Annotated in this window: 13 protein-coding genes; 4 read left to right on the forward strand and 9 right to left on the reverse strand. The window is 35.2% G+C overall.

Going from position 1 to position 12,735, the window contains the following annotated elements; genetic code table 11:
• Positions 1-25: 25 nt before the first annotated feature.
• From ACHRWY_RS26855 to ACHRWY_RS26885, 7 genes are all read right to left on the reverse strand, one after another.
• A complete protein-coding gene (locus ACHRWY_RS26855) occupies positions 26-646 on the reverse strand; it encodes a hypothetical protein (RefSeq protein ID WP_395358981.1) in 621 nt (206 codons plus the stop codon).
• Between the two features lie 157 nt (positions 647-803).
• Entirely contained in the window at positions 804-1,409 is a 606-nt protein-coding gene (locus ACHRWY_RS26860; RefSeq protein ID WP_395358983.1) for a SprT-like domain-containing protein, read from the reverse strand.
• A 110-nt stretch (positions 1,410-1,519) separates the two neighbouring features.
• Positions 1,520-2,197: an SDR family NAD(P)-dependent oxidoreductase gene (locus ACHRWY_RS26865; RefSeq protein ID WP_395358985.1), complete on the reverse strand. Its 678-nt coding sequence runs from the start codon at positions 2,195-2,197 to the stop codon at positions 1,520-1,522.
• A gap of 35 nt (positions 2,198-2,232) precedes the next feature.
• Positions 2,233-3,210 (reverse strand): M20/M25/M40 family metallo-hydrolase, encoded by a 978-nt coding sequence (locus ACHRWY_RS26870; RefSeq protein WP_395358987.1) that lies wholly within the window; start codon positions 3,208-3,210, stop codon positions 2,233-2,235.
• Positions 3,211-3,523: 313 nt separating this feature from the next.
• On the reverse strand, positions 3,524-4,234 hold the full coding sequence (locus ACHRWY_RS26875; RefSeq protein ID WP_395358989.1) for an NRDE family protein: 711 nt from the start codon (positions 4,232-4,234) through the stop codon (positions 3,524-3,526).
• Positions 4,222-4,710, reverse strand: a complete 489-nt coding sequence (locus tag ACHRWY_RS26880) for a DinB family protein (RefSeq protein ID WP_395358991.1) — start codon at positions 4,708-4,710, stop codon at positions 4,222-4,224. Before ACHRWY_RS26880 ends, ACHRWY_RS26875 begins: the two co-directional genes overlap by 13 nt.
• Before the next feature lie 295 nt (positions 4,711-5,005).
• Positions 5,006-6,148 carry an acyl-CoA dehydrogenase gene (locus tag ACHRWY_RS26885; RefSeq protein WP_072960457.1) on the reverse strand — a complete coding sequence of 381 codons (1,143 nt, stop codon included), beginning with the start codon at positions 6,146-6,148 and terminating at the stop codon, positions 5,006-5,008.
• Positions 6,149-6,634: 486 nt separating this feature from the next.
• Here ACHRWY_RS26885 and ACHRWY_RS26890 point away from each other — a divergent pair, with 486 nt between their 5' ends.
• The 3 genes from ACHRWY_RS26890 to ACHRWY_RS26900 all read left to right on the forward strand — a co-directional run bounded on the left by ACHRWY_RS26890 (position 6,635) and on the right by ACHRWY_RS26900 (position 9,844).
• Complete coding sequence (locus ACHRWY_RS26890; RefSeq protein ID WP_395358993.1) at positions 6,635-7,210, forward strand: chalcone isomerase family protein; 576 nt, start codon at positions 6,635-6,637, stop codon at positions 7,208-7,210.
• Positions 7,211-7,357: 147 nt separating this feature from the next.
• Entirely contained in the window at positions 7,358-8,584 is a 1,227-nt protein-coding gene (locus ACHRWY_RS26895; protein WP_395358995.1) for a Glu/Leu/Phe/Val dehydrogenase dimerization domain-containing protein, read from the forward strand.
• 312 nt (positions 8,585-8,896) lie between these two features.
• Complete coding sequence (locus ACHRWY_RS26900) at positions 8,897-9,844, forward strand: energy transducer TonB (RefSeq protein ID WP_395358997.1); 948 nt, start codon at positions 8,897-8,899, stop codon at positions 9,842-9,844.
• 425 nt (positions 9,845-10,269) lie between these two features.
• Here the strand turns inward: ACHRWY_RS26900 and ACHRWY_RS26905 are convergent, their stop codons facing one another.
• Entirely contained in the window at positions 10,270-10,665 is a 396-nt protein-coding gene (locus ACHRWY_RS26905) for a biopolymer transporter ExbD (protein ID WP_134150421.1), read from the reverse strand.
• 3 nt (positions 10,666-10,668) lie between these two features.
• Positions 10,669-11,364, reverse strand: coding sequence for a MotA/TolQ/ExbB proton channel family protein (locus ACHRWY_RS26910; protein WP_395359000.1), 696 nt, complete (start codon positions 11,362-11,364; stop codon positions 10,669-10,671).
• A 129-nt stretch (positions 11,365-11,493) separates the two neighbouring features.
• On the opposite strand from ACHRWY_RS26910, the gene ACHRWY_RS26915 reads away from it, so the two are divergent.
• On the forward strand, positions 11,494-12,720 hold the full coding sequence (locus ACHRWY_RS26915) for a bifunctional folylpolyglutamate synthase/dihydrofolate synthase (protein WP_395359002.1): 1,227 nt from the start codon (positions 11,494-11,496) through the stop codon (positions 12,718-12,720).
• The last annotated feature ends 15 nt before the right edge of the window (positions 12,721-12,735 follow it).

Raw genomic sequence — 12,735 nt, forward strand, 5'->3', positions numbered from 1 at the left:
TTTGGAATTTTTTATTGAACCATTTCTAATATTCTCTGGCGAATCCAAACCCAATCGATACCCCAACGCCAATATAACTGTTTTTTGAAATGTTACCCAAAAGCTTCACCCCAATACTAGGTATCAAAGCATTGTAGACTAATTTAGATTTTTTTCTCTTATAAAACCACTTATAATTAGCCTCAAAAGGAACACCGTAAAAGGTTTCATAATTGCGTATATAAGTATATGTTTCTTCTGCTTCATCGACAATCCTTCTCTTTGAATCCAGATTATTGCAACTTATTCCGGCAGAAACACTAAAAGACCGTCTCTCAGACATCCATCTTCTGCCATACAATACGGCATATTCAGAATTATCATCTGATTTATAATAGGTGGGCAACGGAAAAAACGGATTAATATCATTTGAGATATAGCCAACTACATTAGCATATCGCAAACTAAAAAGACTTTTTTTGTATTGATAATTTAACTCGGCGCCACCGGAAAAACCAAAATGTTTCATCCCGGTTAAACCTCCGAAAATTTCCCCATAAAGAATTGGGTTTGTTTTTTCAGTGGTTTCAACATCATTATTTTGTTGGGCATGAATAGAACCGGAAAGCAATAAAATAAGAAATGTGCTAAGTAGTCTTTTTATCATAATCAATTTTTTCTGTTAGTTAAAGATGCAACAATTTCGTAAATTTAAAACAAAACACACATTATATTTACGTAAAACTCCATCTTTACAATAAAAAAAACAAATTTCAATTGAAAAGCAATTGAAATTTGGTTTTTATAGTTTTGCTTTACTTCAATTAATGATTACCCGGCAACAGCTCAACTTCGGCGTTTGGATTAAACAAGTACGTTTTTCCAGAACTAATTTCGATACATTCGAAACGTTTGGTCCTGACGGCTAATTTCTTGAATACTTTACCATTTTTAATTCGGAACACACTTCCGTATGGAATCTCAAAAACATAATTCTTATCGCTATTGGCATCGTATTGTTTTAAGGCCAAAGACAATGTGGTATCGGTATCACTGCTTGCAGACGGATTTTTAAAATGTCTGGCCAGTAAGGGCAATAAATGCCCCGGAAAAATTTCAGGTCTGATATAGGGAACCATCAAACGCTGAAAAGTAAACTTCCATTCATTTCCGTGTGGCTTTATATTTCGGCCAAATTTCTCAAATGCTACCAAATGCGCAATTTCATGAATGAGTGTAATTAAGAAACGATATTTATTTAAACTGGCATTTACCGTAATTTCATGTTTACCACCAGGTCCCTTCCTGTAATCGCCATGACGCGTCTGACGTTCATTTACGATTTTAAGGTGAACCTGATTGGCTACGATCAATTCAAAAACAGGCTTTACAGCATGTTCCGGTATATATTTAGCTAAAGTTTCGTTCAAAATAATTATGAATTATAAAGTATGAGTGATGAGTTTTTAACCTGGCTTTTCTTTGATGTAATTATTATACTTTTGATGATTTTTAATACTAACAGCTAATTCATAATGAATTACGGGTTTGTAGACGAAACTTCTAATACTTTTCCGTTAAAATACTTATTTCCGTTAAGCGTAAAATCATAAATATACGTTGCCATTCCTTCGGCAGAAATGGGCGCCTGATATCCCGGGAAAGCTTCGTTGAGCATTTCTGTCTGAACAGAGCCTAAAGCGAGAACATTAAATGAAATACCCAGCTCTTTATATTCTTCTGCCAGCAATTCCGTTAAGGTAATAACGGCCCCTTTACTTGAACTGTAAGCGGCTAATCCTGCAAATTTAAGACTTCCTCTTACACCACCAATTGAACTGATTGTCACGACATGACTCCCTTTTTGAAGATATGGCAAACAAATTCTGGTAAGATTGGCAACTGCAAAAACATTTACCTTATAAATACTTTCAAAATCAGCCTGAGTTGTTTCTGCAAAAGGTTTTAACAGCAAAGCGCCTGCATTATGAACCACTGCATCAACTTTTTTCCAGCCTGAAGACAGAAAATGATCTACTTCATTCAAAGCTGTTTCATCTGATAAATCAACTGAAAGGCACGTTACATTTTGATGTTCTAAAAGGGTTTGAGGTATTTTTCTGGAAATGGCTAAAACCTGATGACCAGCATTAGCAAATTGCAACGCTAATTCGTAACCAATTCCTCTACTGGTTCCGGTAACAATAATATTTTTCATAAAGCAAAAATAAGAAAATCAAATAAATAGACAGATTATTTATTCATTGTAATTTCTTCTGTTGGAGTACTGGCTATTTTAGTCACGGCTGGTAAAAACTCCTGAATAAAAGTGGTCATGTGCGGAATATCCATCAATTTAAATTCATCTGAAACATGATGGTAAAATTCAAAATTTTCAAAATCAAACGTACTTATTGATTGACATGGTTTTCCAAAAGCTTCAAAAAACGAATAATTATCAGATCTGTAGAACAACTTGTATTCAGCCTCTTTTGGTAAAAAACCTATTGTTTTTTTTCCGGTATATTCATTAATTTTTTCAGCCATATTCGATTTATCAAAACCGGTAATGTAGGCTAAATAATCACGCTTCATGGGTACACCAATCATTTCGATATTGAGTTGGGCATACAAATTGAAGTCTTGTTTTTTAAGTTTCTGAACCAGACTTTTAGACCCTAACAAACCTTTTTCTTCTCCCGCAAAAAACACAAAAAGAATACTGCGTTTATTTGATTTTGTCTCGCTAAAATATTTTGCCATTTCTGCAACAGCCGTAACGCCGGATGCATCATCATTTGCACCATTATTAATGGCATCACCTTGTTTATTTTTCTCTAAACCAATATGATCGTAATGCGCACTTAAAACTACAAACTCTTTCTTTAATACAGGATCTGTTCCTTCTAAAACGCCCACTATATTATAGGCTGGTGATTTAAAATTCGTCAATGTATCCCTATATGAAGCAAAATAAGGTTTTACATCATTCTTTTTAAAAAAGTTTTCTAAAAAAACGGCTGCTTTTTCTATTCCTTTTGTACCCGTTTCACGCCCCTCCAGCTCATCGGAAGAAAGGTATTTGAGAAAATCCGAAACTTCTTTCTCTTTTACTTGATAGGTAATTTCAATAGGCCTGGATGCCGATGCTGGTTCTTTTGTACTTACTGCAGATGGATTTGATTTGCAGGCCAGGAAAACAACAGGAACAAGAAAGTATAGTTTTTTCATAAATGAAGATTTAAATCTCTAATGAAGAGGGTTTAAAATATTTTTCACATGCTTTGAATACCTGAATAATTCCTTAAAAAAATAATAGAATACAAACGGGCATAACAGGCTTTGAGAATGGAATTGTTTTTTTGGAAAAGCGTTTGTAAAACAACAATCAAACGTAACATTTCCGGAACATCTCAATCAAAGTTCCTGCAATATAATACTATTTTAACTTTCTTACTATTGTAATATACTTTCCGTTAAACGAATATAAAATCTAACTTGTCCAAACGGGACTCCTAAAAAATTTAAAAAGATGATCTTTATTTTAAAAACTTGTAAAAGAAGCTGAGAAATCCTGAGCTTTCTCTAAGTCATAATGTCGCATCTTTCCTGTATTTTGCTCTATTATAACTTGTGTAATACTTACCGTTTTTATTGTATTCTCCCTATTGATTACCAACCCATTTTCAGAATCATCACGTTTAGTATCGCGATGAAAACCAAAGATTTCTGAAGCTGAAATTTCATTTGTACTCTTTAAGAAATCAACAAACCAGGAAGTTCTTTCTTTTCTGACTTTATCTGAATACAAAGTAACGGATGACCAAATGTAATTTTGAAACTCATTTAGCGGTGTTGTTCTTTTTGCAAAACCATCCCAAATCAATTCATACAATTCCAAATTCTGGCACAAAATCAGGGTAAAAGGTTCTATATCTTCTAAATTGATCTGATACCAGAAATCCTTTGGCGAATCATTAGAAATAATATCCAAAACAATTAATCCACGACTTTTTCTATACGGAAATATGCGGTCATGTTTTACAATTCCTCCGTTGAGAAGTACCAAAACAGTTCCGTATTCGTCAACTGCAAACCAGGTCCCTCCTGCTTTAGGATCTTTTGGATACATAACATTTTTACCGTTATGATAATAACTTCTTGGCGAAATAGCACTCGGACGATTTACTTTTTCATCACGATTTGAGGTTATGATTACAACACCGTCATTATTGATATAACTTACTGTACACATTGTTTTCTATATTCTATTGTAGAATGTGCAACCCCGGAATTCTCATCGGCTGCCTTATTTTCAAATTGTAAAACGGCGACTTTTATTAAAGCCTGATGATGAACACAATGTTCCAGATTATAGAGTAATTCTCTGTAGTAACTACTTTGAATCCTGATCGCAAGTCCACTAATTACCTGTTCTAAGTAAAGGACCCTGTTTTCACTTTTCAATCCTGTTTTTATTTCGGCTATACAGTGTTTTGCAAACTCAGTCTCCGTTTGAATTTGGTTGTTTCTTTCTCTATTACTATAATTCAAAATTCCTGAATCATATCCGTTTTCCAGACATTGAAACCTCTCAATGATCTGTTGTATATTTTCACCAATCGTTGCATTACTTAAAGTATCGCAAGATTTTGAATACTCCTGAGCAGACACCTGATCTAACAGACCAAGTAATTCATCTAAACTGTGACGTATTGATTTTAGTAACATGGCTATTTGAAATTTAGAAGATTAAATACTTTATTTTAGGGTACGGGTAATCAATTTGTATTGAACCTATTGTAATGTACGTTAATATTTTACCTATAGTTTTCAGGAGTATTAAAAACAATTCCGGCTTCTAATAAATACTGCTTTTGAGTCAGAAAACAAAGTATGTTTTACTTCATCTTTTTCTTTCAGCCTTTTAAATTAGTAGCGAAAAGCTATCGCGACTAAAAACAAAAAACCCTTTCAGCCTGTTGAGCCTGAAAGGGTTTTATTAATTATTTTTTTTTAAGGATAATTATCCCGCTATAACTGATCTTGAAATTACGATTTTCTGAATTTCAGAAGTTCCTTCATAAATTTGAGTAATTTTTGCATCACGCATAAAACGCTCTACGTGATATTCTTTTACATAGCCGTTTCCTCCGTGAATCTGAACTGCTTCAACTGCGGTATCCATGGCCACTTGCGAAGCAAATAATTTTGCCATTGCACCACTTACATCATAGTTTTTATGCTGGTCTTTATCCCAGGCTGCTTTCATACACAAGTGGCGTGCTGCTTCGATATTTACAGCCATATCTGCCAGTTTAAAAGCAATTGCCTGATGATTGCAGATTTCTGTTCCAAAAGCTTTACGTTCTTTCGAATATTTTAAAGCCAGCTCATAAGCTCCGGAAGCAATTCCTAAAGCCTGAGATGCAATTCCGATACGTCCGCCTGCTAGTGTTTTCATCGCAAACTTAAATCCAAAACCGTCTTCTCCAATTCTATTTTCTTTCGGAACTTTTACATCACTAAACATTAAAGAATGTGTATCAGAACCACGAATTCCCATTTTTTGCTCTTTTGGGCCAATAGAAAAACCTGGCATATCTTTGGTCATGATCAAAGCGTTAATTCCTTTATGCTTTAATTCCGGATGTGTCTGGGCAATTACCAAATAAACAGATGCCGTATTCCCGTTGGTAATCCAGTTTTTTGTTCCGTTTACGATATAATGATCTCCCATATCAACGGCCGTAGTTTTTTGCGAAGTTGCGTCACTTCCGGCTTCGGGCTCGCTTAGGCAAAATGCTCCGTGAATTTCACCGGATGCTAAACCCGGTAAATATTTTTGCTTTTGTTCCTCGGTTCCAAATTCCTGTAAACCCCAACAAACTAATGAATTATTTACAGACATTACTACAGAGGCCGATGCATCAACTTTTGAAATTTCTTCCATAGCGATAACATACGAAATAGCATCTAAACCGCTTCCTCCATATTTAGGATCAACCATCATTCCCATGAAACCTAACTGCCCCATTTTTTTTACTTGTTCTGTCGGAAAAATTTGTTTTTCGTCGCGCTCAATAACACCCGGTAACAATTCGTTTTGAGCAAAATCTCTGGCGGCTTGTTGAATCATTAAATGTTCTTCGGTAAGATTGAAATCCATAGTTATAATATTTTATTGTTTTTCTAAACCTCTTTTCAGGAAAATAAGTTTAGTGATTGGTTAATTTTTGTTTTTTGAATTGATTTTTTTCTGCAAAAAAGGCTCCCAAAGATAATTTTTAAATGTGAAATTAACAATGCATGCATACAAAATTAAGAGATCAGCAAAGATTACGATAACGTTTTCGTAATAATTTCAAAATTTAGCGCAACAGACATCAAATTTGCAACGTTTTCTGTAAAATTTAAGAATAAATATTTGGGTTAAAAGAGCTTGTACCTAAAAAAGTTTAGTAAAAAACCTTCATTAAAAGATTAAACAATCCTTAAAACGCGTAAATACACGTAAAATAAGTCTTACTAATTTGATTATTAATCTAATACGAATCTAAAAATAAAATTCAGCAATAAAAAAACATGTTTAACAATAAGGATTAATTGACAAATTAACATTATTTTTGCCTAAAAATTATAATATTGACAAAACATGAAAAAGATTTTACTATTACTTACACTCCTTTTTAGCGTACAGTTTTCGACAGTTTTTGCACAAACTCAGTTAGAAGTAAATGGCGTTACTGTTCCAAGAAAAATTGAATTTCAGGGAAAGACTTTACAACTTAATGGTGCTGGCGGGAGATCAAAAATGTGGTTGGAAGTTTATGTGCAGGCATTATATTTATCTCAATTGAGTCAGGATCCGCAATTTATTATCGACAGCGATACAGAAATGGCAATTCGAATAGAAATCACCTCTTCTATGGTTTCTTCAAACAAATTAACCAAGGCCATGAACAGCGGTTTCGAAAAATCTGCAGGAAGCAATCTGGAGCAATTGCGCCCCAGAATTGAAGAGTTCAAATCTTTCCTGAGTGATGCTATTACAGAAAAAGATGTTTTTGTTCTGGCCTATAATCCGCTTGATCAAACGATCAACGTTTATAAAAATGAAACATTAAAAGGAAAAGTTTCAGGATTTGATTTCAAAAAAGCCTTATTCGGCATCTGGCTTTCAGACAAACCAGTTGACGAAACTTTGAAAAAACATTTATTGGGAATATAATTATTCTCCTAATTTTTTATAGAATAGTGAAGCCGAAAACGCATTGTTTTCGGCTTTCTTTTTTTTGTTAGTTAAAATTGCTATTAAATACATTATTCGCATTATTCTATTTTATACTTTTACGCAAACTAAACATATCTCAACAAAATGAAAGATTTATTACAGCAATTTGAAAATAAAGAGCCTGAAATTGTTTTTAACTGGAAAGATTCTGAAACTGAAGCTGAAGGCTGGACTGTTATTAATTCACTTCGCGGAGGAGCTGCAGGTGGAGGAACCAGAATGAGAAAAGGCTTGGATATGAATGAAGTTTTATCATTGGCCAAAACAATGGAAGTTAAATTTTCTGTTTCCGGACCTGCAATTGGAGGCGCAAAATCCGGAATTAATTTTGACCCGAACGATCCTCGTAAAAAAGGGGTGTTACAACGTTGGTACAAAGCGGTTTCGCCTTTATTAAAAAGTTATTACGGAACTGGCGGGGATTTGAATGTGGATGAAATTCACGAAGTAATTCCAATGACCGAAGAATGTGGTGTATGGCATCCGCAGGAAGGCGTTTTTAACGGACATTTTAAACCAACCGAAGCCGATAAAATTAATAGAATTGGCCAATTACGCCAAGGTGTAATTAAGGTAATCGAAAATCCTAAATTCTCGCCTGATGTTACCAGAAAATATACTGTTGCCGATATGATTACAGGTTATGGCGTTGCAGAGGCGGTTCGTCATTTTTATGCCACTTATGGTGGAGATATAAAAGGTAAAAAAGCAATCGTACAGGGTTTTGGAAATGTAGGCTCTGCTGCTGCTTTTTACCTGGCCGAAATGGGTGCAAAAGTAATTGGAATCATTGACCGCGATGGTGGATTAATTAAAGAAGATGGTTTTTCTTTTGAAGAAATCAGAACTTTATTTTTAAATAAAGACGGAAATAAACTAGTTGCCGATAATATGATTCCGTTTGAAGAAATCAATTCTAAAATATGGACGATTGGGGCTGAAATTTTCACGCCTTGTGCTGCTTCAAGATTGGTACAGCAAACCCAAATTGACAGTTTAATTGCCAACGGATTAGAAGTGATTTCTTGTGGTGCGAATGTTCCTTTTGCTGACAAGGAAATTTTCTTCGGGTCCATTATGGAAGAAGTTGATCATAAAGTAAGTTTGATTCCTGATTTTATCTCGAATTGCGGAATGGCAAGGGTTTTTGCTTATTTTATGGAGAAGAAAGTGCAAATGACAGATGAGGCTATCTTTAACGATACTTCTGAAATTATAAAAAATGCGATTGTAAAAGCCCATGCTTTAAATCCGTCAAAAACAAATATCAGTGCAACTGCTTTTGAAATTGCATTGAAACAATTAGTATAGTTTTCTTTATACTTTTATTCTAAACGAGTCAAATAATGTTTGGCTCGTTTTTTTTTGTTTAACCGCAAAGTGCGCGAGGGTTTACGCAAGGTTCGCAAAGCTGTTTTTTTTTAATCTCGCAAAGTCGCGAAGCCGTTAAGAAAAACTTAAAAAAAAGAAAAACTTTGCGCCTCTGCGACTTTGCGAGAAATAAAATAGCGTTCCTTATGTAAACCCTCGCGCACTTTGCGGTTAAATTCCCTCTTTGTTTCTAAACAATTTTTAGTACTTTTAAACGTTTTTAAATAATACAATTACAAAATCAGAATCAAAATGAGTTCAATAAAAGTGAACCCAAATAAAATCAATCCAAACAAAGCGGGCTCTTCTGTTTCTTCTGACCAGAAGAAGTCATTAGCGCTTACTACTCTTATATATGCCGCAATATTGATATTGCTGTTTTTTATCCGTTTTTGGCCTCCATATAATCCGGAAAATAATTCAGCACTAGCCAGCGGAGGTGGCGGAGGTGGTGTAACGGTAAATTTTGGCGACAGTGATTTAGGTTCAGGAGCTAATTATAAAAGTGAAGTTTTAGAAGTAAAAAATAACGTAAAACAAGCTCCTGCAAAAGCAACTCCCGAGGAAGCAACCATAACACAGGAAAATACAGCAACTGATGAAACAGATGTCGTAATTCCGACAAAAGAAAAACCCAAAAAAACAACACCTGTTGTAAAACCGGAAACAAAACCGGTTCCTGAAAAACCAAAAGTTTCGAACGCTACAAACGATGCCTTGTCGAGTATTCTAAAAGGCTCCAATAAAGGTGGTGATGGCGATGATAAAGTAGCCGGGAATAAAGGAAAAGCAGGCGGAAGTTTAGGTTCTAACGGCTATTACGGCACCGGAGGTTCTGGTGGCGGAACAGGCGGAGGAAATGGTACAGGAAAAGGAATTGGTACAGGAAGCGGTTACGGAGCCGGAAGCGGCGGTGGTTCTGGCGGCGGATCAGGATATTCATTAGGAACCAGAAAGGCTTTATCGAAACCCGCACCAAAATACACCTGTAACGAAGAAGGAAGAGTGGTCGTTGAAATTACGGTAGATCAAAACGGAAAAACTATCAGTGCAACGCCTGGAATAAAAGGAACTACAAATACGGCAAGATGTTTACTGGATCAAGCCAAGATTGCTGCCATGAATACGAAATGGGAAGCTGATGCTGATGCTGCGGCCAAACAAGTGGGTAAGATTATTTATAATTTTAGTTTGGATTAAGAAACACGAATTGCACGGATTTACACGAATAAAAAAAGGCTTTCTGATGATTTTCAGAAAGCCTTTTTTGGTATTTATTTCTTTTTTTCATTCAGTTTGTCATTTCGACGTAAGGAGAAATCACACTCGCTAATCAACAAAGATTGGCTTTACTTTGCGTCCCGAAGCTTCGGGATTGTGTGATTTCTCCCTTTGTTCACAATGACATACTCTATAGCTACTTTTTCTTTAATCTATGCTCTATACTCTTTCTTCTTTCTTCTATTCTCTTTCCTCTTTATTCTTTCCTCTATGCTCTTTTTCCGCGTGAGGGATAGAAGCTAGCTACCGAAGTAGCGCGGATAGCCCGACCGCAATAAAAAAATGGGCGAATCAACGTTATGCTGATTGGCCCATTTTTTTATTGTGGTCACGCCCAAATGATTTTACTTAGGACTTGTAGCAATTACAAATTTTAAATTGTTCTTCACCCCTATTTGCAACACATCTACTAAGTCCTGCACTTGTAAGTTAAACGGAATTCGAACTACAACGGTTTGTTCTTTATCTGTTCCTATTTTAGTCATTAAACTGGTTTCGAGATTTTCAAAATCAACCGGTTCTTTGTCAATGTAGAATTTTTTATCTTCTGTAACAGACAAACTAATCAATTGCTTATTGGTCTTTTCATTTGCTTTCGCCTTTGGCAGAGTCATTTTGATAACATTAGGGTTTGCAAGCGTTGAGATAATAAGAAAAAACAACAGCAGGAAAAACATAATATCACTCAGTGATGAAGTCGCCACTTCGGCATGAAATCTTCTTTTTCTCTTAATAGACATACCTTATGCTCTTTGAATTATGTTTACAAATTCTAATATTTGTTTCTGAATTTTTAAAGCAAAATCATCAATTTTCCCGTTCAGTAAGTGGTAAGCGCTATAGGCAATAATACCTACAATAAGCCCGGAACCGGAACTGATCATTTTTTCGTATAAACCTCCGGAAATGTTTCCGATACTAATATTTTCAGTAACCGAAATGCTGTAGAAAATCTTAATAACCCCGGAAATAGTTCCAATAAAACCTAATGTTGGTGCAATACCGGCAATAAGTCCCAGATGCCCTAAACGTCTTTCCATTTCTCCAATTTCGATATCGGCAGCACGGTCCATATTAGATTCAATTTCAGCAATTGGCCTTCCAATTACCAACACACCTTCTTTTAAGATATTTGCAGCAGCAGTATCGCTTCTTTCAACAATTGTTCTCGCCAGTTCAATATTACCGGCATTTAATTTATCTCCTACGTCCTGCATTAATCGGCTATCAATTCGGGACGCTTTGCTAATATATAGGTAACGCTCAAAAATAACATAGATCGTGTAAAACAATAGAATAGCGATGGGTATTAAGAAAAAACCTCCTTTTAAGATAAAACCTAAAACTGAGATCTCTGTATTGGGTGCAATTTTTTCGATAACTACGTTAGATGCGGCGTTTGCAATGGTATCTGTTTGTAATTGAATAAAACTAAACATATATTAATTCTGGTTTTTAATAATTAATTCTAAAAAATATTTGAAATTTGCAATAAAGATAATTTTCGCTCTAATATAAAACTAAAAAAATCGAAAATTATTTCAATCCACAACTCTTTTATCCAAAATATGAATTATCAGGAAACCACAAACTGGATGTTTAATCAACTCCCAATGTATCAACTTCAGGGCGCATCAGCGTATAAGGAGGATTTGACCAATATCAAATTGCTCGCAGCACATCTTAATCATCCGGAAAAGCAGTTAAAATGCATTCATGTTGCGGGAACAAATGGTAAAGGATCGACTTCGCACATGCTGGCTTCGGTTTTACAGGAAGCGGGATATAAAGTGGGTTTGTATACTTCGCCCCATTTAAAAGATTTCAGGGAAAGAATCAAAATCAATGGTGCCGAAATTTCTGAAGATTTTGTTTGCGAATTTGTCGCCAAACACAAAGATTTTTTTGAAGCCAATGATATGAGTTTTTTCGAAATGTCTGTTGGTTTGGCTTTTGATTATTTTGCTGCTGAAAAAGTAGATATCGCTATTATCGAAGTTGGCCTTGGCGGACGATTAGACGCCACAAATATCATTACACCCTTAGTTTCTGTTATTACCAACATCGACTTAGACCACACTCAGTTTTTAGGAAATACTCCGGCAGCAATTGCTGGGGAAAAAGCGGGAATTATTAAACCGGATGTTCCGGTTGTTATTGGTGAATATACAAATGAAACTCAGCCTGTATTTTTGGCTAAAGCCGAAGAAAACAAAGCGCCGGTATATTTTGCTTCTGATTTAATTTCTACAGTTTTTCCTTCAGATCTAATTGGAGATTATCAATTTCATAATAAAAAAACAGTTCAGCAGACGATTGCGGTTTTGAACGCTCAAAATGAATTTAAGGTTTCTGATGAAAGCTTAAAATCTGGTTTATTGAAAGTGGTAAAAAATACGGGCTTGCAGGGAAGATGGCAGCAATTGGGAACAAACCCTAAAATCATTTGTGACACGGCACACAATAAACACGGATTGGCGGTTGTGATGCATCAGCTTCAAAATGAAAAATTTGAAAAATTACATATTGTTTTAGGCGTTGTAAACGATAAAGACCTGGATTCTATTTTGCCTCTTTTTCCTAAAAATGCGCAATACTATTTCTGCAGACCTGATTCGTCAAGAGGTTTAGACACTGAAATCCTGAAAGAAGCGGCTAAAAAATATGATTTATCAGGAGAGAAATACGCTTCTGTAGCCGAAGCTTTCGCAACAGCACAGCAAAACGCTGCAAAAAACGATTTTATTTATGTTGGCGGAAGTACTTTTGTCGTTGCTGAGTTGCCATTAAACTAGCGGAATTTTAAATTA

Origin of the sequence: Flavobacterium sp. FlaQc-48 (genome assembly GCF_044007335.1) — a bacterium.
Classification (GTDB): domain Bacteria; phylum Bacteroidota; class Bacteroidia; order Flavobacteriales; family Flavobacteriaceae; genus Flavobacterium.